Here is a 21,979-nt window from a genome sequence, read left to right as displayed (position 1 = left end):
CTAACCCACCCTACGGGACCGCTGCGCTACTGCAGAACCGTAGGGTGGAATCCCGAAGGGCTTCCACCGTTTACCTCGAGCCAGTACGAGCGACGTGGCGACGGCCGGAGTGTGTTTTCGAGTTGCCCGCATGAGCAGTGCGCTCGAGCGGAGGCCAGCAGTTGCGGCACCGGTCAACTCGGTGGGTTACGCTTCGCTAACCCACCCTACAGTGCTGCAGAACCGTAGGGTGGAATCCCGTAAGGCTTCACCGTTTACGTCGTGCCAATATGAGCCACGCGGCGACAGGTAGATTGTCGCGCGTTGCTCGTATGAGCAGTGGCCTAGCGCGGAGCCCAGTAGTTGCGGCATCGGCCGATTCGGTGGGTTACGCTTCGCTAACCCACCCTACGACTACAGCGTTGGCTATCTTCAGACCCGGCCAGAACCGTAGGGTGGAATCCCGGAGGGCTTCCACCGTTTACCTCGTGCAATACCCACCACAACGCTACGGCCAAGCCTGCCGGCGTTGCCCGTGCGAACGTTGTATTAGGGCAGCAAGCAGTGCTACGTGGCTGGCACCTTGAACCGGTTGCCCTATTTCAATCCGCCGAAGCGTCTATAGAACGCTTCGTTCGCCTCCGGTACTGGACCGTCGGCGGTTTCGAGCGTTTTGAGCAGCAGTGTTTCGGCGGGTGGGCAGAGGGCGCGATACAGGTTGCGGCATAGCAAGCGGGCGGAGCGGCCTTCCCAGTCGCTGGGTAGCAGCTCATCGGGCAGCTGAGGGTCGCGGAGCAGCAGCTTTCGATATTCGTGGATGAGGAGGGTGCGTGCGAGAAACGCCTCTGTCGGGTCGAGCGATTCCTGCTCACGCACGGCTTGCCACAGCGGCCGGAACAGCTGGGTAAACTCTGCGTAATGAGCCGATAGCGACTCGATCGCCCAGCTCTCCCGTACTTGTGAACGCAGTGCCTTGGAGGGCATGACATCGTCCGTTCGCGTATCGAAGACGATGCTGTCTTCGAGGGCGCCAAGCTCCTGCAGGGTGGCGGTCAGGTCTCGCCGGTCGCAGCTCGGGCACGCCAGTACATTGGGCGCCAATTGACCGAAACCTTGCCATTCGAGCTCCTCTTTCACCGCTTTGCGCAGCTCCGGCGCGAGCTGTGAAACCAGTACCATGCGCCAGGTGCCGTCCCAGGCTGGCATCACGTTGCTGTAGACGCGCTTGAATGCTTTCTCGAATCGGCGGCGGCCAGCTGTTGTCAGGCGGTAGTAGCTACGTCGGCCGACCTTCTCCGCTGTCAGCCAACCTTCTTGCGTCAAGCGAAAGATCGATGTCCGGATCAGTCGCTCGTTGATGCCCATCGGTTCGAGCAATCCAATGAGGCTGCCGAGCCATACGGCCCCGCCATGCGGTTCAATGGCGTCACCGTAGACGGTAATGATCAGGGAACTGGCCCGGATGGGCGTTTGCTGCTGGAAGCGTGCGATCAGCTGGTCAAGTGGGGCGAGAGTCGGCATGCGGGCGTGGATGTCGAAAAGAAACGACTATACCGCGTGATGTAGGCGAAGTGTGAACGCAGGTATTTGATACGGAACGGAATCATCGTATCGGTTAGAACGTATCGGCATAGCAAAGGCTATGCATGAGGTTGCAGGAGGCTGACGACTCAGCCGAGCCATCCTCGGATGGAACTTGAGCCATCGCACCGATGCGCCGCGTCCGTCCCGGCGTTGAAACCGGGTGCAAGCGTTGCGGCTCGGTGAGCGCGGATGTCCGACATCCAGTCTTTGCAGCCGCGTTACCGCCCTAGCGTTTCAGCTTTGGTTTTGTAATGCGCCTCCCGGCGTGGCTGGCGGTCCGGTTCGGGCTCGGCCAACGGGGTGCATTCGGCCATCTGTTGCAGACAGCGCTGAGCCAGTGCCTGGTATTCGGCGGTACCGGCGCGCTTCCAGGCCACTTCATCATCGCTCAGGGTGCGTTTCACCGTGGCAGGGCTGCCCACGATGAGAGACTGCTCGGGGCACTCGAATCCGGCCTTGACGAACGCAGTGGCGGCGACAAAAGAGCGAGCACCGATACGCGCCCGATCCATTACAACGGCATTCATGCCCACTAGCACGTCCTCCTCGATGACACAGCCGTGCAGCACCGCCCCATGGCCGATATGCCCATTGCGGCCAACCACCGTGTCGCTGCCGGGAAAGCCATGCATCACGCAGGTGTCCTGGAAGTTGGCGCCTTCCTCCAGGACCAGCCGTCCAAAGTCGCCCCGCAGGCTCGCCAGCGGCCCAACGTAACAGCGTGGGCCGACGATGACATCGCCGATCAATACAGCGGTGGGGTGGACGTAGGCAGTGGGATGGACCACGGGAATGTAGTCGTCGAAGCGATAGCACGGCATTGCGGGGCTCCCATGACGAGACACGCGGATCGAGTCTTTCGAAAAAGATACAGAAATAAAAATCGGTATTGAATAGTTGTATCGCATTGGGACTATACTTCATCCCAAGCAAGCCTGCCCGTAAAACGTGCCGGCGCAGGCCTCCAATAACAAAAGCGGCACTCGATGCCGTGCGTGCAGAGGAATCGTGTCATGCCCAGGACGCTCCTCGTCCAGCCTCCCGCATCCGGCGTACAGCTCATCACGCTCAACCGTCCCGAAGCGCTGAATGCCCTCAATACCGAATTGCTTGGTGAGCTCGCCGACGCGCTCGCGACCGCTGACGCCGATGCTGACGTCCGGGTCGTCATGTTGACGGGCAGTCGAAAGGCCTTCGCGGCGGGTGCCGACATCAACGAGATGGCGCGGCGTGATCTGGTTGGCATGCTGGAAGACCCGCGTCAGGCCCATTGGCAACGCATTGCCGCATTTCGCAAACCCATCGTGGCGGCCATCAATGGGTTCGCACTTGGCGGTGGATGTGAACTGGCAATGAGCGCGGACATCCTCATCGCAGGTGAAGACGCCCGCTTCGGTCAGCCGGAGATCAATCTCGGGATCATGCCTGGCGCAGGCGGCACCCAGCGATTGCTGCGTGCAGTGGGTAAATCGGCCGCCATGCAAATGGTGCTCACGGGCGAGCCAATCACGGCGCGCCGCGCATTGGATCTCGGCCTGGTCAGCGAAATCACCCAACCCGAATTCACGGTCGAGCGTGCCATGCACGTCGCGCTGCGCATCGCCGAGAAAGCGCCCCTGGCGGTTCGGCTCGCCAAGGAAGCGCTGCTCAAGGCCTTCGATACCGACCTCGCCAGTGGGCTTCGCTTCGAGCGCCACGCATTCACGGTCCTGGCGGGTACGGCTGATCGCGGCGAAGGCATTCGCGCATTCCAGGAAAAACGCAAAGCCCACTTCAGCGGCCGTTGAGCCCTATCCATTCGAAGGACACCGACATGACGTTCGAGACCATTCAGTTCTCCATCGACGCGGGCGTGGCGACACTGACGCTCAGCCGGCCTGAAGCGCTCAACAGCTTCAACCGGCAGATGCATACAGAAGTCCGCGAGGCGTTGAAGCGGGTCCGCCAAGCCGGCGAGGTGAGGGCCTTGCTGATAACCGGGGCAGGGCGAGGCTTCTGCGCGGGTCAGGATCTGGGGGACAGGAAGGTGGCGCCCGGTGATGCCGCGCCGGACCTGGGGGAGTCGCTGGAGCAGTACTACAACCCAATGATCCGCACGTTGCGCGATCTGCCCATGCCGGTGATCTGCGCGGTGAACGGCGTGGCAGCGGGAGCCGGTGCGAACATCGCATTTGCATGTGACCTGGTTCTGGCGGCGCGCTCGGCGAGTTTCATCCAGGCGTTCTGCAAGCTGGGCCTTGTACCTGATTCGGGCGGTACCTTTACGTTGCCGCGGTTGATCGGAATGGCGAGAGCCAAGGCGCTGATGATGCTTGGCGATCGCATACCTGCCGAGCACGCAGAGGCGTGGGGCATGATTCATCGCGTGGTGGATGACGCCGAATTGCAGGACGAGGCCTTGAAGCTTGCGCGGCACTTCGCCACTCAGCCCACCTATGGGCTCGGCCTCATCAAGCGCGCGCTCAACGCAAGCCTGTCCAATACATTCGACGAGCAACTTGATCTCGAGCGCGACCTTCAGCGGCTGGGCGGCCGCAGCGAGGACTACCGTGAAGGCGTCTCGGCGTTCATTGAAAAACGCCAGCCTCAGTTCAAGGGGCGGTGAAATGGCTGCATTGAAGACTGACGTCATCGTCGCGGTGGTGGGCGCCGGTGCCATGGGTGCCGGTATTGCCCAGGTGGCGCTGCAGGCTGGGCATTCGGTCCGACTGTATGATGCTCGGGAAGGGGCTGCCGCTACTGCGATCGAGGGTATCAACCGGCAGCTGACGCGTCTTGTCGAGAAAGGGCGCCTGAGCGACGACGCGCAGGCGGATTGTCGTGCCCGGTTGAGTGTCGTGGATTCGTTGGCTGACCTGGCGGATGCCGGTCTGATCATCGAGGCCATTGTGGAAAGCCTGGAGGCCAAGCGGACCCTGTTCGCGGAACTCGAAGCGTACTGCGCCCCGACCTGCCTGCTGGCAAGCAATACGTCATCTCTATCCATTACGGCCCTGGGCGCCGGCTTGCGCCACCCGGAGCGCCTGGCGGGCCTGCATTTCTTCAACCCGGCACCGCTGATGGCCTTGGTCGAAATTGTTTCCGGGCTCGCGACTGACCGGGATGTCGCTGACTGTCTGTACGCGACCGCGGCGGCCTGGGGCAAGAAACCGGTGCATGCGCGGTCCACGCCGGGCTTCATCGTCAACCGCGTTGCGCGGCCGTTCTACGCCGAAAGTCTCCGCCTGCTCCAGGAAGGGGCCGCGGATTGCGCGAGCCTCGATGCGCTGATGCGCGAAGCCGGTGGATTCCGTATGGGCGCCTTCGAGTTGACCGACCTCATCGGGCATGACGTCAACTATGCGGTGACCTGTTCGGTATTCGACGCCTACTACGGCGATCCACGTTTTCAGCCATCACTGATTCAAAAGGAGCTGGTTGACGCGGGCTTTCTAGGCCGCAAAAGCGGCCGCGGTTTCTATGAGTATTCGACAGGTGCCGAGAGGCCGTCACCCGCTGTGGTCAGCGCCGAAACGGCCGATTTCGTATGTGTCGTTGAAGGCGACCTTGGGCCTGCCCGAGCGCTTGTGGCCCGGTTCCGGGACGCGGGCGTCGCGGTCGTGGAGCGGGGAGGTTCCGGTCTGTTGCGCATAGGGGATGCCGTGCTCGCTCTGAGCGATGGCCGCATGGCCTGCCAGCGTGAGCGAGAGGACGGACTGCGCAATCTGGTGCTGATCGACCTTGCCCACGACTACGCTTCGGCAGCCCGTGTCGCGCTGGCGTGGTCAGCGGCTGCTACGCAAGCAGCCCAGGATGCAGCTGTTTCATTGTTCTGCCGGGCCGGGATGGCGGTAACGCCGCTTGCCGACCTGCCGGGTCTGCTCGTAATGCGTACGGTTGCGATGCTGGCCAACGAAGCGGCCGATGCGGTGTTGCATGGTGTCGGCTCACCAGCAGACATCGATCTGGCCATGTGCGCGGGTGTGAACTACCCCAAAGGGCCTCTGGCCTGGGCCGAGTCCATTGGCCTCGATTACGTGCTCAAGACGCTACGAAACCTCCAGGCGACCTATGGCGAAACCCGCTATCGCCCGAGCGTCTGGCTAACGCGCCTTGCCGAAGAAGGAGGGCACGTTCATGACTGACACTTCATTGCCTGCGCGTTGCGCCGAGGCCATGTATGCCCGCGATCGCGCGTCCCAGAGCCTTGGGATCGAAGTGGTTCGGGTCGCGTCCGGTGAAGCGGTGCTGACCATGTGTGTTCGCGAAGACATGATTCAGGGGCACGGCTCCTGCCACGGCGGTTTCATCTTTGCGCTGGCCGACTCGGCGTTCGCCTTTGCATGCAATACCTACGACCAGGCTACCGTCGCACAGGGCTGCAGCATCGAGTTCATCGCGCCGGGCCGGCTGGGTGATCTGCTTACGGCTACCTGCGTTGAGCAAAGCCGAAGCAACCGTACCGGGACCTACGACACCCGGATAGAGAACCAGGACGGCCAGTTGGTCGCGCTGTTCCGGGGCAAGTCTTACCAAGTGAGGGGGTCGGTGATCGCCCAGGAGAGTGACCGTGAGTGATTACAAGGATAACGATGCGCTGATCATCGATGCGGTCCGTACACCGATCGGGCGTTACGGCGGCGCGCTCAGTGCTGTACGGGCGGATGATTTGGGTGCCATACCCATGAAAGCGCTCCAGTCGCGCCACCCTGAGCTGGACTGGAGCGCGATCGACGACGTCGTCTACGGTTGCGCGAACCAGGCGGGTGAAGACAACCGCAACGTAGCCCGGATGTCCGCGTTGCTGGCCGGTTTGCCGGTCACGGTGCCGGGGACGACACTGAACCGGCTGTGTGGCTCCGGGATGGATGCGATAGGGCAGGCGGCCCGCGCCCTGCGCTGTGGTGAAGCAGGGCTAATGATCGCGGGTGGCGTGGAATCAATGTCGCGCGCCCCATTTGTCATGGGCAAGGCGGATCAGGCGTTCTCCCGGCAGGCGGATGTCTTCGACACGACCATCGGCTGGCGCTTCGTCAATGCCCAAATGAAGGCCCTGTTCGGTATCGATTCGATGCCGGAGACAGCGGAGAACGTTGCCGAGCAGTACGAGATCTCCCGCGAGGATCAGGACGCCTTCGCCCTGCGTAGCCAGCAGAAGGCTGGCGATGCCACGGCGCGTGGCCGCTTCGCGAGGGAGATCGTCGCGGTAGAAATTCTCCGGCGCAAATCGGAGCCCCTGCGCGTTGAGCAGGACGAACATCCGAGGCCGGAAACGACACGGGAACAGCTGGCTCGTCTAGGTACACCGTTTCGTGATGGTGGCAGCGTCACGGCAGGCAATGCCTCGGGCGTGAACGACGGGGCTTGCGCGGTGTTGATGGCCAGCGGGCGCGCGGCTCAAGAACAGGGGCTCAAGGCACGTGGCCGTGTCGTCGCTATGGCCACCGCCGGAGTGGAGCCGCGAATCATGGGCATTGGCCCGGTCCCGGCTACACGCAAGGCCCTGGCGCTTGCCGGGTTGTCGCTTGCCGATATGGATGTCATCGAGCTCAACGAAGCCTTCGCGGCCCAGGGGCTCGCTGTTCTCCGGGAGCTGGGCCTCGCTGACGATGATCCTCGAGTGAATCCAAATGGTGGTGCGATCGCGCTCGGCCATCCGCTGGGCATGAGTGGCGCACGGTTGGTGACCACGGCGCTTTACGAGCTTGAGGAGCGCGAGGCGCGTTATGCGCTGTGCACGATGTGTATCGGGGTCGGCCAGGGGATCGCCATGATCATCGAGCGCGTTTGATCGCTTGGTAGCCGGCCTGGGCCTTGTTGCACAGCCACCGACCTCACGCCAAACAACAATAATCGAGTGAAGCCATGAATATGCAGATGACAGACGCCGCCCTGCTGGATCACATGGAAACCGCCAGCGTCGATGAACTTCGCGACCATCAGCTGACCCACCTGCGGTGGACGCTGGAACATGCCTACCAGAACGTGCCGATGTACCGCCAGCGGTTCGACGAGCTGGGTGTGCACCCGTCCGATCTCAGGTCGCTCGCGGACCTTGCGAAATTTCCGTTCACCCTCAAGTCGGATCTTCGCGACAACTATCCCTATGGCCTCTTTGCGGTGCCGATGCACGATATCGTTCGGCTGCATGCATCGAGCGGGACGACAGGCAAGCCTACGGTCGTGGGCTACACGCAGAACGATATCGATACATGGGCCTGCCTCGTGGCGCGCAGCATCCGCGCAGCGGGTGGGCGAAAGGGCGACAAGGTCCAGGTGTCCTATGGCTATGGCCTGTTTACGGGTGGCCTGGGTGCGCACTACGGGGCGGAGCGGCTGGGTTGTACCGTTATCCCGATGTCTGGCGGGCAGACGCAGAAGCAGGTCCAGCTGATCCGGGACTTCAAGCCCGACATCATCATGGTGACGCCGTCCTACATGCTCAACATCGCGGATGAACTGGAGCGCCAAGGCGTCACGCCGGACGAGCTGTCGCTTCGGTTGGGCATCTTTGGTGCTGAGCCTTGGACGGACGAGCTGCGGCGTTCCATCGAATCGCGTCTGGGCATCACGGCGCTCGACATCTACGGCCTCTCCGAAATCATGGGGCCCGGTGTTGCCATGGAATGCGCGGAAACCAAGGATGGCCCAACGCTCTGGGAAGACCATTTCTACCCTGAAATCATCGACCCGGTAACCGGCGAAGTATTGCCGGACGGGCAGCTCGGAGAGCTGGTCTTCACAACGTTATCCAAGGAAGCGTTACCCATGATCCGTTACCGTACGCGAGACCTGACGCGGCTGATGCCAGGCACCGCGCGGCCCATGCGCCGTATCGACAAGATTACGGGCCGCAGCGATGACATGCTCATCATACGCGGCGTAAACGTCTTCCCCACCCAGGTGGAAGAGCAGGTGCTCAAGGTCCGCCAGCTATGCGAGCACTACGAGATTCATCTGTCTCGCCACGGCAATCTGGACAGTGTCGAGGTGCATGTGGAGTTGCGTGGCGAACATCAGCAATCGAGCGAAGCCGAGCAACAGCGGTTGTGCGAGGAGCTCTGCCACCATATCAAGACGCATATCGGCATCAGCTGCCATGTCGTGTTGCGCCCATGCTTCTCGATGAAGCGCTCGGAGGGTAAGGCTTGCCACGTGTACGACCTGCGCAAGGCAGGTTGATCAGGCTTTCACGCGTTAGCCCTGCGCCCGTTCCGTCTTGGCAGGCCAGTTTCTTGTCCCTGGCCTGCCGTGGGTCCGGAGAGGGCATGGCGAGTGACAGGCTCGAGTCGCTCAGCAGGCAAGAAGATCGATTCGTTACATAAAACAGAAATTGTCTATACATCGCGTAGTAGGTGATGAGGCGTCCTCCTGTTTACGGGGATCACGTGTTCCGCGTTTATGTGTGAACGCATGAGCAGGTTTAAGTCCAGGCATCGTTATCAACGGCATGTTTTGAAAACATCCTAAAGCGATACCAAAAAATAGATTTGCCTTATCTGTATGTATCATTTAAAAATAGCGCCATAGGCATCGCTGCCACGAACCGAACGGTGGACATTGTTATGTATGCTCAAATGGTCGAGACCGGCTTGAAGAGTGTGAAGGCGCTGGACGAGATGAGCCCTGAAGAGCGGGCGTTCCAGGAAAAGATCGACGCGGAAATCAAGATCGAGCCGAAGAACTGGATGCCTGATGCGTATAGGCAGACGCTGATCCGACAGATTTCCCAACATGCGCACTCCGAGATCGTTGGCATGCTCCCCGAGGGCAACTGGGTGACCCGGGCGCCGACGCTCAAGCGCAAGCTGCAGCTCATGGCCAAGATCCAGGACGAGGCGGGCCATGGCCTGTATCTCTACAGTGCGATGGAAACACTCGGTGCGGATCGCGACGAAGAAATCGCAAAGTTGCATTCCGGTCGAGCCAAGTATTCGAGCATCTTCAACTACCCGACACTGAGCTGGGCTGACATGGGCGCCGTAGGCTGGCTCGTGGACGGCGCCGCGATCGTCAACCAGGTCGTCTTGCAGCGGACCTCGTACGGTCCTTATTCGCGCGCAATGATCCGCATCTGCAAGGAGGAGAGCTTCCACCAGCGCCAAGGCTACGAGCTGCTGCTCACCATGATGCGTCACGGCACGCAGGCGCAGAAGGACATGGTTCAGGACGCGATCAACCGCTTGTGGTGGCCATCGCTGATGATGTTTGGGCCGAGTGACGCTCATTCGCCAAACAGCGCTCAGTCCATGGCGTGGAAGATCAAGCGGCAAAGCAATGACGAGCTGCGTCAGCGATTCATCGACCAGACGGTACCGCAGCTGGAAATCCTTGGCTGCACGGCGCCGGACCCGGACCTGAAATGGAACGAGGCGCGCGGCCATTACGATTTTGGCGAAATCCAGTGGGACGAATTCTACGAGGTGCTGAAGGGCAACGGCCCCTGCAACACGGAGCGCGTCGCAACGCGCCGAAATGCCTACGCCGACGGCGCCTGGGTGCGTGAAGCCGCCGTCGCCCACGCCCGTAAAAAACAACAAAAGCGCGACGCTGCCTGATCGCGATCGAGGGGAGATACAGCCATGTCCGACTGGACCCTGTTCGAAGTGTTCGTGCGCAGCAAGCACGGCCTCAACCACAAGCACGTCGGTAGCGTCCATGCCGCCGACGCCGCCATGGCCATCGAGAATGCGCGTGAGCTCTATACCCGGCGCAGCGAGGGTGTAAGCCTTTGGGTGGTGCCTTCGGCGATGATCACCGCGTCCTCTCCTGACGAAAAGGAGCCGCTGTTCGATCCGGCCGACGACAAGATCTATCGGCATGCAAGCTTCTACGAGTTGCCGCCTGAAGTCGGGCATATGTGAGGCACGCCATGACTGTCGAACGCAATGATCTGATCGAATACCTCCTGCGCATGGGCGATACTGCCATCATTCAGGGCCAGCGGCTGTGCGAATGGTGTGGGCGTGCACCCGTGCTCGAAGAAGAGCTCGGGCTTATGAACGTGGGCCTCGACCTCGTCGGGCAGGCCCGCCATTGGCTCGATTACGCGGCTGAGCTGATCGGTGACGGCCGCGATGCGGATGCCCTTGCGTTTCGCCGGGACGAGCGCGAGTTTCGCAACCTGGTGCTCGTCGAACAGCCCAATGGGGATTTCGCGGTCACGATGACCAAGCAGTTCCTGTATGACGCCTGGCACTATGAAGTGCTACAGGGGCTAGCCACATCGAGCGATGAGCGTATCGCAGGCATCGCCGCCAAGAGCCTGAAGGAGGTGACCTATCATCTTCGCCGGTCGGGCGAGTGGGTCGAGCGACTCGGTGACGGAACGGACGAGAGCCATGCGCGCATGGAGGCGGCCATCCCGCAGGTCTGGCGCTTCACGGTCGAAATGACACATGCGGATGACGTCGATGCGCGCCTGTTCACAAGCGGCGTGGCGCCGGACCCTCACGCCATTGCGAACGGCTGGCGCGCGACGGTCGAATCGATTTTCGAGCGGGCCACGCTGAACGTGCCGGAGCCTGCAAAACCGTTTTACCTGAATGCGCGCAAGGGGCTGCATAGCGAGCATCTTGGTCGCCTGCTGGCGGAAATGCAGTACCTGCAACGGGCCTACCCCGATGCGACCTGGTGAGTTGATCGCCAGCGATCGCGGCGCGCGGCGGGCCGGTGTCGGTGACGTCGAACGCGCCTGGCGGGTGTTGCACGATGTCATGGATCCTGAGGTTCCCGTCGTCAGCGTCGTGGACCTTGGCATCGTGCGGGAGGTGGAGTGGGCGGCTGGCCACCTTCATCTTGTGGTGACACCTACGTATTCCGGATGCCCGGCGACCGAGGTCATCGAACAGGACATTACACACGCGCTCGAACGCGCCGGCTTCGGCAGTCCCTTGCTGGAGCGTCGTCTGACGCCTGCCTGGACCACGGACTGGATCAGTGAGCAAGGGCGTGAGCGCCTGCGTGAATACGGTATCGCGCCGCCGGTTGGCAGTGCGAGCAAACGCAGCCTGCTGGCCGAACAGCCTGACATCACTTGCCCGCACTGCGGCAGTACGCATACCGAGCGGCTGAGCGAATTTGGCTCGACGGCCTGCAAGGCACTGTATCGCTGCCGCGAGTGTCTGGAGCCGTTCGATTACTTCAAGTGCATCTGAACATGTGGCGCGGAGAATAATAATGAGCCAGTTCCACAGCCTCACCATCAAGGACGTCCGCCCTGAGACGCGCGACGCGGTGTCCATCGCGTTCGACATTCCCACCGAACTCGAACCCGGTTTTCAGTTTGTCCAGGGGCAGCATCTGGTGGTACGCGCGCACATCGGCGATGAGGAGATCCGCCGCTCCTATTCCATCTGTTCGGGCGCGCTCGATGGCGAGTTGCGTATCGCGGTAAAGCGCGTGGAAGGCGGCTTGTTCTCGGCCTACGCGAACGACCAGCTCAAGATAGGCGGCCAATTGGAGGTGATGCCCCCGGCAGGGCACTTTCACGTCGATCTAGACCCGGCACGCCACGGGCACTACCTAGCAGTGGCCGCCGGCAGCGGGATCACACCCATTCTGTCCATCGTCAAGACAACGCTCGAAGTGGAGCCCAAAAGCCGGGTCACGCTGCTCTACGGCAACCGCTCCACCGGCTCCACAATGTTCAGGGAAGCGCTGGAAGACCTCAAGAACCGTTATCTCACGCGCCTTAATCTCATCTTCGTGTTCAGCCGCGAGCAACAGGATGTGGACCTGTATAACGGGCGCATCGACGCGGACAAATGCGGGATCCTGTTTTCACGCTGGGTTGATGTGAAGGGCCTCGATGCCGCATTCATCTGCGGCCCCCACGCGATGACAGAGGCCGTCCGCGACAGCCTCAAAAGGCACGGAATGCCAGCCGAGCGCATTCACTTCGAACTGTTCGGCGCCGCCGTCGACACGACACGGCGAGAGGCGCGCCAGGCGGCCTCTGCGGTGTCGAAGGCCAACAGCCGAATCACGGTCATCCATGACGGACGAGCCCTGGAGTTCGACCTTCCTCGCAATACGCAGAGCATCCTCGATGCGGGCAACGCCCAAGGCGCGGAGCTGCCGTACTCCTGCAAGGCAGGCGTGTGTTCGACCTGCATGTGCAAGGTCGTCGAAGGGGAGGTGGAGATGGACGCCAACTTCGCCCTCGAGGACTACGAGGTCGCCGCTGGCTACGTGCTGTCCTGCCAGTGTTTCCCGCTCACCGACAAGGTCGTGCTGGACTTCGATCAGCGCTGATCCCACCGGGCCGAGCGCCGAGCGCCGAGCGCCGTCCGCCAGCACCTGCATTCGTTTGTATTGCTGTATCCGTTCGGTGCTGTATGCCCTACGGCGTTGTAACACTGTCTCGACAATCACAAAAAGAGAGCAGCCATGAGCCCGCAAGACATCGCACACCTCGAACGACATCCTGACTTCATCCGCCTCGTGCAACGCAAGAAACGCCTGACCTGGTCACTCACGTGCGGCATGCTGGCCATCTATTACGGATTCGTCGTCGTCATGGCATTCGCCCCGCACATCATGGCGATGCCCATCAGCGGCGGGGTAACCAATGTCGGCATCGTGCTGACGGTCGCAGTTATCCTGCTTTCGTTTGCCTGTACTGCGTTCTACGTCCATCAGGCGAACAGGATTCTCGATCCCATGGCCGAAAAGCTCATTCGGGAGACGCGGACATGAGCCTGCTCCCGGTATGCCTTGCTGCAGGCGGGTTGTTGCTCAGCACATCGGTACTGGCGGCGGAGCCTGGTGGGCGTCCGCTCAACTGGCACGCCATCGGCATGTTCTTCGTATTCGTGGTGTTCACCCTTGGCATTACCCGCTGGGCAGCCTTGCGTACCCGTTCGGCCAGTGATTTCTACACGGCCGGCGGTGGCATCACCGGTTTCCAGAATGGATTGGCGATCGCAGGCGACATGATCAGTGCGGCGTCCTTCCTGGGCATTTCGGCCATGATCTTCATGGCCGGGTTCGACGGTTTGCTGTACTCGCTCGGTATCGTCGCGGCCTGGCCCATCATCCTCTTCCTCATCGCGGAGCGCCTGCGCAACCTCGGCAAGTACACCTTCGCCGACGTGGTTTCGTATCGCCTCGAGCAGATGCCGATCCGCATCACTGCCGCATTCGGCACCCTCATCGTCGCGCTGATGTACCTCATGGCGCAGATGGTAGGGGCAGGCAAGCTGATCGAACTGCTGTTCGGCATCACCTACTTCCAGGCGGTGTTGATCGTCGGCGTACTGATGATCTGCTACGTGACCTTTGGCGGAATGCTGGCCACGACGTGGGTCCAGATCATCAAGGCCGTGATGTTGCTTTCGGGCGCAAGCTTCATGGCGTTCATGGTCCTGCGGCACTTCGATTTCAGCGCTGAAGCGATGTTTGCAGGCGCCGCCGAAGTACACGCCAAGGGCGTCGCCGTGATGGCGCCGGGTGGCATGCTGACGAGCCCAATCGATACGCTTTCACTGGCGGTGGGCATGATGTTCGGCACGGCAGGCCTGCCGCACATCCTGATGCGATTCTTCACGGTCAGAGACGCCCGCGAGGCGCGCAAGAGCGTGCTCTACGCGACCGGCTTCATCGGCTATTTCTATCTGCTGTTGATTGCTATCGGCTTCGGATCGATCGTGATGGTCGGCACCAATCCTGAATTCCGCACGGCGGCAGGCGCGATCATCGGCGGCGGCAACATGGTAGCGGTGCACCTGTCTCAGGCGGTCGGCGGTAGCCTGTTCCTGGGCTTCATCTCAGCCGTGGCGTTTGCGACGATTCTGGCGGTAGTGGCCGGGCTTGCACTGTCCGGTGCATCGGCGGTCGCGCATGACCTTTACGCATGCGTCATTCGCAAGGGGCAGGCCACCCAGCAGGAAGAGATGCGGATGTCGCGTATTGCAACGCTGGTGATCGGCGTACTGGCCGTAACGCTGGGGCTGCTGTTCGAATCGCAGAACATTGCCTTCCTGTCTGGCCTCGTCCTGGCGATTGCTGCCTCGGTCAACTTCCCGGTGCTGTTCCTGGCGATGTTCTGGAAGGGCCTGACTACACGCGGTGCCGTCATGGGCAGCGTCACTGGCCTGCTTTCAGCTGTCGTTCTGCTGGTGCTTAGCCCGGTGGTCTGGGTGACGGTGCTTGGCCATGAGCGTGCGCTGTTCCCGTATTCCAACCCGGCTCTGTTCTCCATGTCGCTGGCCTTCCTCAGCGCCTATGCGTTTTCGGTGACTGACCGGTCTGCACGGGCAGACGTGGAGCGTGGTCGCTACCTCGCACAATTCATTCGTTCCATGACCGGTATTGGCGCCTCTACTGCCAGCCGTCACTGATCCGACCCAAGGAAAACAACAATAATGAACAGGATCCTTACCACTGCGCCGCTCGCTGCGGCGCTCGGGCTCACCGGCCTTCCGGTAGCACTGGCGGACTTCGTCGAAGACAGCCACGCGACGATCGAGCTGCGCAACTTCTACATGAATCGCGACTTTCGGCAGGCCGGGGCGCCACAGTCCAAGGCGGAGGAATGGGCGCAGGGCTTTACGGCCCGGTTCAGTTCCGGCTTCACCGAAGGAACCGTCGGTGTCGGGGTCGATGCGATAGGGCAGGTCGGCTTGAAGCTCGACTCGAGCGCCAATCGGCGCGGTACGGGTTTGCTCCCATTCGACCCGGCGACGGGCGATCCCGCCGACGATTACAGCGAGCTGGGGCTCACCGCCAAGCTTCGCGCATCCAAAAGCGTTCTGCGGCTGGGCACCTTGCTGCCGGTGCTGCCGGTAGTGACCTATAACGATACGCGCCTTCTGTCCTCGACCTTTCAAGGCGGCATGGTCACGTCGCAGGAGATAGAGGGTTTGACCCTCAATGGCGGCAGGCTCACCCGAGTCAATCTGCGGGATTCGTCCGGTCGCGACGATCTGGGTTACGGCGCGGCCACCAGCGACGCATTCACGTTCGCGGGTGGCAGCTACGCTGTCAGTCGTGAGCTGACACTGAGCTACTACTACGGCGAGCTTGAAGACATTTATCGTCAGCATTTCGCCGGGCTGGTGCATGTGTGGCCCCTGAGTGACAACACGAGCCTGAAGACCGACCTGCGTTATTTCGACAGCCGCGACGAGGGCGCGAAGCGCGCCGGCGACATCGACAACCACAATTTCAACGGGATGCTCACCCTGAGCCATGGCGGTCATCGTTTCAGTGGTGCCTGGCAGCGGATGACGGGTGACGGTGCCTTCCCCGTGATCAACGGCGGCGATCCGTATTCGGTCAACCTCGTTACCTATAACACCTTCACCCGGGCAGGCGAGGATGCGTGGCAGGCTCGATATGACTATGACTTCACGGCCCTGGGCGTGCCTGGGCTGAGCTTCATGACGCGCTACGTAAGCGGGCGCAATGCGCAGACCCCGTTCGGCAACACCGGCAAGGAGTGGGAGCGAGATACCGACCTTGCGTACATGGTACAGGGCGGTCCGCTGAAAGGCTTCAGCGTGCGGTGGCGCAACCTGACCTTCCGTTCAAGTAACGGGCTGACGACCGATATCGACGAAAACCGCCTGATTCTCGGCTACACGCTTGCCCTCTGGTAGGCGGCGTACCCGCTGCACACCTTTAATCCTTGCGTTGAACAGGAGTACCCCGATGAGCGAAGCCTCGATCCTGCAAAGCTTCATCGCTGGCCGCTGGGTCGGCCAGCAGGGCAGCCAGCCACTGCGCAGCGCCATAAACGGTCATACCCTGGCGCGAACCCATGAAGACCGTATCGACTTTGGCGAGGCGCTCGAGCATTCACGACAGCGTGGGGCCGCGTCCCTTATGGCCCTTGATTTCCAGAAGCGCGCGGCGATTCTCAAGGCATTGGGGAAGTATCTACTGGAACACAAGGAAGCGCTCTACGCGCTGTCCCACCACAGCGGCGCGACGCGCGCCGACAGCTGGGTAGATATCGAAGGCGGGGCGGGCACGCTGTTCGCCTACGCCGGGGTCGGTACCCGAGAGCTGCCGTCGAGCAACGTCGTGCACGAGGGGCCGGCCGTGTCGCTCGGGAAACAGGGCACCTTCGCCGGCACGCATATTCTGGTGCCGCGTGGCGGTGTGGCAGTCCACATCAACGCGTTCAACTTCCCCATCTGGGGCATGCTGGAGAAGTTCGCACCGACCTTCCTGGCGGGGATGCCCTGCATCGTCAAGCCGGCCACGGCGACAAGCTACCTGACCGAAGCAACGGTGCGGCTCATGTATGACTCGGGCCTGCTTCCGGAAGGCAGCCTGCAGCTCGTGATCGGCAGTACCGGTGATCTGCTCGATCGGCTGCATGGCCAGGATATCGTCACCTTTACCGGCTCGGCCGACACGGCAGCGAAACTGCGCGTAAACCCGAACCTGGTTCGTCACGCCGTGCCGTTCAACGCCGAGGCGGATTCGCTGAACTGCGCGATCCTGTCGCCTGAGATCACGCCTGATGATCCGGAGTTCGACCTGTTCGTGAAGGAAGTGGTCCGGGAAATGACGGTGAAGGCCGGACAGAAATGCACGGCCATCCGCCGCGCGATCGTCCCGGCGAATCTGATGGATGCGGTTGCCAGCCGCCTGCAGGAGCGCCTCGCCAAGGTCCCTGTCGGCGATCCCTCGCTGGACGGCGTACGCATGGGGCCGCTGGCGTCCCATGGGCAACTGGCGGACGTATCGGCCCAGGTCGCCCGGTTGCGCGAATCCAGCGATGTGTTGTTCGGAGAAGGAAATGGATTCGCTCCGCGCGGTGAAGGCGTGGCCGAAGGTGCGTTTTTTGCGCCGACGCTGCTCCGCAGCCGTAACCCTCACGCGGACGGTGGCGCTCACGATATCGAGGCATTCGGTCCGGTCAGCACCCTCATGGCGTATAACGATCTGGACGAAGCTGTTGCGCTTGCGGCTCGTGGCAAGGGCAGCCTGGTTGCAAGCCTCGTGACGCGTGATGCGGCTGTCGCGGGCAGGGTCGTACCGGCATTGGCGGCCCTTCATGGGCGGGTACATGTTCTTGACCGGATATCCGCAGCCGAGTCCACCGGCCATGGTTCGCCATTGCCGCAGCTGAAACACGGCGGCCCCGGGCGCGCGGGGGGCGGCGAGGAGCTGGGAGGTGTTCGGGCCGTGAAACACTACCTGCAACGCACCGCCGTCCAGGGCTCGCCCACCATGCTGGGCGCGGTGACGGGCGAGTTCGTACGGGGCGGGGAAGTCTACGAGACCGACGTACATCCGTTCCGTCGCCATTTCGAAACGCTGCGGGTAGGGGAGTCGCTGCTGACTCATCGCCGCACAGTCACTGAGGCTGACATCGTCAACTTCGGCTGCCTGTCCGGTGATCACTTCTATATGCACTTCGACGAGATCGCCGCAAAGAATTCGCAGTTCGGCAAGCGTATCGCCCATGGGTACTTTGTACTGTCGGCCGCGGCCGGCCTGTTCGTATCGCCGGGCGAGGGGCCGGTCCTCGCGAACTACGGGCTCGATACGCTGCGGTTCATCACGCCGGTCGGGGTGGGCGACACCATCCGAGCGCGATTGACCTGTAAACGCAAGATCGATCAGGGCAAGACCAGCCCGGACGGTAAGCCCCAAGGGGTCGTCGCCTGGGACGTCGAAGTGACGAACCAGTTGGACGAGGTCGTGGCGAGCTACGACATCCTTACGCTGGTCGCGAAACGGGAGGAGGCAGTGCAGGACGCGTGATATCCGTAGTGTCTTTACCTGGAAGCACTTCGATCAGAAGAGTGATGGCGACGATGACCTATCGGAACTATTGATCAGTCGGGGCGCCGCCTGTAGGGTCACGTCGCTGCGCTGGGCGCAGCGGTATCCGTGCCTACCGTTCCAGGAGTGAGCAGATGAAAGCCCCGCGCGTGACGCTGGACCAGTGGCGCACCCTTCAGGCAGTCGTCGACCACGGTGGTTTTGCCCAGGCGGCCGAGGCGCTCCATCGATCCCAGTCGTCGATAAGCTACACCGTGGCTAGAATGCAGGAGCAGCTCGGCGTTCCGTTGCTTCGTATCGACGGACGCAAGGCCGTTCTGACTGACGCGGGCAATGTGCTGCTGCGCCGGTCGCGGCAACTGGTCAAGCAGGCCAGCCAGCTCGAAGACCTGGCTCACCACATGGAGCAGGGTTGGGAGGCGGAGGTGCGGCTGGTCGTCGACAGCGCCTATCCCAGTACGCGTATCGTCCAGGCGCTGTCGGCCTTCATGCCTCAAAGCCGCGGATGCCGGGTCCGCCTTCGTGAAGAGGTGCTGTCGGGCGTCGAAGACGTGCTGCGTGAAGGCACGGCGGACCTGGCAATCACCGCGATCAACATCGGGGGTTACCTCGGCGCGGAGATGGACTTCATTGAATTCGTCGCGGTCGCCCATCCGGATCATGCCCTGCACAAGCTCGGTCGCGAGCTGACCCACCATGACCTCGAAACGCAGATGCAAGTGGTGGTACGCGATAGCGGCCACAAGCAGCCGATTGATATCGGGTGGCTCGGCGCCGAGCAGCGCTGGACAGTAGGCAGCCTGGCCACGTCGGCCACCTTCGTAAGCAACGGCCTCGGATTTGCCTGGCTGCCGCGACACATGATCGAGCGGCAGCTGGCCGAGGGGTCACTCAAGCCGCTTCCATTAAGAGACGGGGGTAGACGGCAGTTCCGTTTCTATCTTTACTCCAACAAGGACAAGCCGCTGGGCCCGGCGACCCAGATCCTTGTCGAATTGATCAAGCAGTTCGATGCGCAATCGCTACCATCGATTCTTGGAGGCAATGTGCAGCCGGGTAGCGCCCAAACGTGACCCGATGCGCCCATCCGGCCGTCTCTGCTAGTGACTTCGGACTTTCCTCTTTCGGCACGGCCGACCATTTTCCAGGAGCTTTCATGTTCAAAACGCTGATGTTTTCCGTATGCGCCATGCTGTTATCTGTCACCGCTTCGGCAGCCGACAACCCGAAGGTCCTGTTGGAAACCACTCAAGGCAATGTCGAGATCGAGCTCTTTGCGGACAAGGCACCTGTAAGCGCGGAGAACTTCCTGGCCTATGTCGACAGCGGGTTCTACAACGGTACGGTGTTCCATCGGGTCATCCCCGGTTTCATGGTCCAGGGCGGCGGATTCGAGCCAGACATGAATCAGAAGGATACCCGCGCTCCCATACGAAATGAGGCAGACAACGGCCTGCGAAATACACGCGGCACGTTGTCGATGGCGCGTACGCAGGCGAAGGATTCGGCGACGTCGCAGTTTTTCATCAACCAGAAGGACAACGCCTTCCTCGACCACGGTGCACGTGACTTCGGCTATGCCGTGTTCGGGAAGGTCACGCAGGGCATGGATGTGGTCGATCGCATCGCCTCGGTACCGACGGCGAACAAGGGCATGATGCAGAACGTCCCACGCGAACCTGTTGTCATCAAACTGGCCAAGCGTCTGTAACGTCCCTGGTGTGGCCGTCGTCCAGGCGGCCGCGGCTTGCGGTTTCGCAGGCCCGTTTCGGTAAGCCTTACGCTCATTTTCACCGCCGTGTGCGGTGACCAGATGGATATCTGCTCATGCTGTTCCGTGCCTTCGAGAAGCTGATCGATCCCTTCAAGGAGGCGCCGCCGTACCCGCCGCCACGGCGCATCCTAGGCTTCTATGGCTATTACTTACGCCAGGTCTGGCCAATCATGGCGTGCCTGCTCGTCGTAGGCTTTTTCGCCACCCTGGTCGAGGTCATGCTGTTCAGCTTTCTGGGCCGATTGATCGATCTGGTGCAAACCACCGAGGCAGCTGAATTCTTCTCGGCGCACTCCGGTGAGCTGATCTGGATGGCGGTCGTTGCCTTGCTACTGCGACCAATCCTCTACGGCCTGCACGATCTGTTCGTGCATCAGGCGCTGTCACCGAGCCTGACCAACATGATCCGTTGGCAGAACCACCGGCACCTGCTCCGGCAGAGCGTGGGGTTTTTCCAGAATGATTTCTCAGGGCGTATCGCTCAGCGGGTGATGCAGACAGGCCCGTCCCTTCGCGAATCCGCTGTGCAGGTCGTGGACTCGATGTGGCATGTCGTCATCTATGCCGGCAGCGCACTGTATCTCTTTATTGATGCGGACCCGCGTCTCGCCATGCCGCTTGCACTCTGGATCCTGGGTTATGTGCTGGTTCTGAGCTATTTCGTCCCGCGCGTACGCGCACGTTCCGCTGCCGCATCCGAGGCGCGCTCGAAAGTCATGGGACGGGTGGTGGACGGATACACGAACATCCTCACACTGAAGCTCTTTGCCCATTCCCGTTCGGAAGAGGGCTACGCACGCAGTGCGATGGGCGAGCTTGTGCAGCGTTTCCGGCAGCAATCCCGCCTGGTTAGCCTGATGGATATCACGATCACCTGCATGAACGGCGTGCTGATCGCGGGTACCTGCGGTCTGGCGCTCTGGCTATGGAGCCGCGGCGACATCAGTGCCGGTGCGATCGCGCTGGCTACAGGACTGGTGATTCGGATCAATAACATGTCCGAATGGATCATGTGGGTCGTCAATGGCATTTTCGAAAATGTCGGGACTGTCCAGGACGGTATGCGTACCACGGTCCATCCGATTGCACTGCAGGATCGTCCGGATGCGACCACATTGCTCGTTGAGAAGGGCGGCGTGAGCTTTGATGCCGTGCGCTTCGCCTACGCCGAGGGGAAGCAGGTATTCGATGGACTGACGCTCGACGTCAAACCAGGCGAACGTATTGGCCTGGTAGGGCCCTCGGGTGCCGGCAAGTCCACATTGATGAATGTTCTACTTCGCCTCTATGACATCCAGGGCGGCTGCGTGCGTATCGATGGGCAGGACATTGCTTCGGTCACGCAGGACAGCCTGCGAGCCCAGATCGGTGTGGTCACTCAAGACACGGCGCTGCTGCATCGGTCGATCCGTGACAATCTGCGTTATGGCAGGCCGAACGCCACGGATGAAGAGCTGATGGAGGCGTTGCGTAAAGCGAAGGCTGACAGCTTCGTGCCGTTCCTGCGAGACAGCGAGGGAAGGGCCGGATTGGATGCGCAGGTAGGCGAGCGGGGCGTCAAGCTGTCCGGCGGGCAACGCCAGCGGATCGCCATTGCACGCGTCCTACTCAAGAACGCACCGATACTGGTACTGGACGAGGCGACCTCAGCGTTGGATTCCGAAGTGGAAGCCGCCATTCAGGAGAGTCTGGAAGTGCTGATGGAAGGAAAGACGGTCATCGCGATCGCGCACCGGTTGTCCACGATTGCGCGGATGGACCGGCTGGTCGTACTGGACCAGGGGCGCATCGTCGAATCAGGCACTCACGCTGAATTGGTTGAGGGAGGCGGGCTGTATGCGCGTCTGTGGGCGCATCAGACGGGCGGCTTCGTTGGGGCCGATTGAAACGGAACGGGCGGCCTGGGCCGCCCGTCGG

20 protein-coding genes are annotated in these 21,979 nt (G+C 61.6%); 18 read left to right on the top strand and 2 right to left on the bottom strand.

From position 1 onward, the window contains the following. Window positions 1–576: 576 nt before the first annotated feature. Entirely contained in the window at window positions 577–1,500 is a 924-nt protein-coding gene (paaX, locus tag ACY8D3_RS10535) for a phenylacetic acid degradation operon negative regulatory protein PaaX (RefSeq protein ID WP_462384088.1), read from the bottom strand. Window positions 1,501–1,781: 281 nt separating this feature from the next. Then, window positions 1,782–2,384 carry a phenylacetic acid degradation protein PaaY gene (gene paaY / locus ACY8D3_RS10530; RefSeq protein WP_462384086.1) on the bottom strand — a complete coding sequence of 201 codons (603 nt, stop codon included), beginning with the start codon at window positions 2,382–2,384 and terminating at the stop codon, window positions 1,782–1,784. Between the two features lie 192 nt (window positions 2,385–2,576). On the opposite strand from paaY, the gene paaF reads away from it, so the two are divergent. The 18 genes from paaF (at window position 2,577) to ACY8D3_RS10440 (ending at window position 21,948) form a co-directional block, all read left to right on the top strand. Then, window positions 2,577–3,350 (top strand): 2,3-dehydroadipyl-CoA hydratase PaaF, encoded by a 774-nt coding sequence (gene paaF, locus ACY8D3_RS10525; RefSeq protein ID WP_462384084.1) that lies wholly within the window; start codon window positions 2,577–2,579, stop codon window positions 3,348–3,350. A gap of 26 nt (window positions 3,351–3,376) precedes the next feature. Beyond that, window positions 3,377–4,168: a 2-(1,2-epoxy-1,2-dihydrophenyl)acetyl-CoA isomerase PaaG gene (gene paaG, locus ACY8D3_RS10520; protein WP_462384082.1), complete on the top strand. Its 792-nt coding sequence runs from the start codon at window positions 3,377–3,379 to the stop codon at window positions 4,166–4,168. A 1-nt stretch (window position 4,169) separates the two neighbouring features. Continuing rightward, window positions 4,170–5,687: a 3-hydroxyacyl-CoA dehydrogenase PaaH gene (gene paaH, locus ACY8D3_RS10515; RefSeq protein WP_462384080.1), complete on the top strand. Its 1,518-nt coding sequence runs from the start codon at window positions 4,170–4,172 to the stop codon at window positions 5,685–5,687. Then, on the top strand, window positions 5,680–6,120 hold the full coding sequence (paaI, locus tag ACY8D3_RS10510; protein ID WP_462384078.1) for a hydroxyphenylacetyl-CoA thioesterase PaaI: 441 nt from the start codon (window positions 5,680–5,682) through the stop codon (window positions 6,118–6,120). The genes paaH and paaI overlap by 8 nt, the downstream gene beginning before the upstream one ends. Then, entirely contained in the window at window positions 6,113–7,333 is a 1,221-nt protein-coding gene (gene pcaF, locus ACY8D3_RS10505; RefSeq protein ID WP_462384076.1) for a 3-oxoadipyl-CoA thiolase, read from the top strand. The genes paaI and pcaF overlap by 8 nt, the downstream gene beginning before the upstream one ends. 74 nt (window positions 7,334–7,407) lie before the next feature. Then, complete coding sequence (gene paaK / locus ACY8D3_RS10500; protein ID WP_462384074.1) at window positions 7,408–8,724, top strand: phenylacetate--CoA ligase PaaK; 1,317 nt, start codon at window positions 7,408–7,410, stop codon at window positions 8,722–8,724. A 383-nt stretch (window positions 8,725–9,107) separates the two neighbouring features. After that, complete coding sequence (paaA, locus tag ACY8D3_RS10495; RefSeq protein ID WP_462384072.1) at window positions 9,108–10,100, top strand: 1,2-phenylacetyl-CoA epoxidase subunit PaaA; 993 nt, start codon at window positions 9,108–9,110, stop codon at window positions 10,098–10,100. A 24-nt stretch (window positions 10,101–10,124) separates the two neighbouring features. Beyond that, window positions 10,125–10,406 (top strand): 1,2-phenylacetyl-CoA epoxidase subunit PaaB, encoded by a 282-nt coding sequence (gene paaB / locus ACY8D3_RS10490; protein WP_462384070.1) that lies wholly within the window; start codon window positions 10,125–10,127, stop codon window positions 10,404–10,406. Between the two features lie 8 nt (window positions 10,407–10,414). Then, window positions 10,415–11,179 (top strand): 1,2-phenylacetyl-CoA epoxidase subunit PaaC, encoded by a 765-nt coding sequence (gene paaC / locus ACY8D3_RS10485; RefSeq protein WP_462384068.1) that lies wholly within the window; start codon window positions 10,415–10,417, stop codon window positions 11,177–11,179. Continuing rightward, complete coding sequence (gene paaD / locus ACY8D3_RS10480) at window positions 11,166–11,699, top strand: 1,2-phenylacetyl-CoA epoxidase subunit PaaD (protein ID WP_462384066.1); 534 nt, start codon at window positions 11,166–11,168, stop codon at window positions 11,697–11,699. Before paaC ends, paaD begins: the two co-directional genes overlap by 14 nt. Window positions 11,700–11,721: 22 nt before the next feature. Further along, window positions 11,722–12,798: a 1,2-phenylacetyl-CoA epoxidase subunit PaaE gene (gene paaE / locus ACY8D3_RS10475; RefSeq protein ID WP_462384065.1), complete on the top strand. Its 1,077-nt coding sequence runs from the start codon at window positions 11,722–11,724 to the stop codon at window positions 12,796–12,798. 135 nt (window positions 12,799–12,933) lie between these two features. Continuing rightward, entirely contained in the window at window positions 12,934–13,242 is a 309-nt protein-coding gene (locus tag ACY8D3_RS10470; protein ID WP_462384063.1) for a DUF485 domain-containing protein, read from the top strand. Beyond that, entirely contained in the window at window positions 13,239–14,885 is a 1,647-nt protein-coding gene (locus ACY8D3_RS10465; RefSeq protein WP_462384061.1) for a cation acetate symporter, read from the top strand. Before ACY8D3_RS10470 ends, ACY8D3_RS10465 begins: the two co-directional genes overlap by 4 nt. Window positions 14,886–14,909: 24 nt before the next feature. After that, a complete protein-coding gene (locus ACY8D3_RS10460; RefSeq protein WP_462384059.1) occupies window positions 14,910–16,145 on the top strand; it encodes an OprD family porin in 1,236 nt (411 codons plus the stop codon). A gap of 52 nt (window positions 16,146–16,197) precedes the next feature. Further along, a complete protein-coding gene (gene paaZ / locus ACY8D3_RS10455) occupies window positions 16,198–18,267 on the top strand; it encodes a phenylacetic acid degradation bifunctional protein PaaZ (RefSeq protein ID WP_462384057.1) in 2,070 nt (689 codons plus the stop codon). Window positions 18,268–18,422: 155 nt separating this feature from the next. Further along, window positions 18,423–19,361, top strand: coding sequence for a LysR family transcriptional regulator (locus ACY8D3_RS10450; protein ID WP_462384055.1), 939 nt, complete (start codon window positions 18,423–18,425; stop codon window positions 19,359–19,361). Between the two features lie 83 nt (window positions 19,362–19,444). Then, window positions 19,445–19,999 carry a peptidylprolyl isomerase gene (locus ACY8D3_RS10445; protein ID WP_462384053.1) on the top strand — a complete coding sequence of 185 codons (555 nt, stop codon included), beginning with the start codon at window positions 19,445–19,447 and terminating at the stop codon, window positions 19,997–19,999. Window positions 20,000–20,115: 116 nt separating this feature from the next. Beyond that, window positions 20,116–21,948, top strand: a complete 1,833-nt coding sequence (locus ACY8D3_RS10440; RefSeq protein WP_462384051.1) for an ABC transporter ATP-binding protein — start codon at window positions 20,116–20,118, stop codon at window positions 21,946–21,948. The last annotated feature ends 31 nt before the right edge of the window (window positions 21,949–21,979 follow it).

It is taken from the genome of Pseudomonas sp. Marseille-QA0892 (genome assembly GCF_054950135.1).
This window is presented reverse-complemented; position numbering and strand designations above follow the sequence as displayed.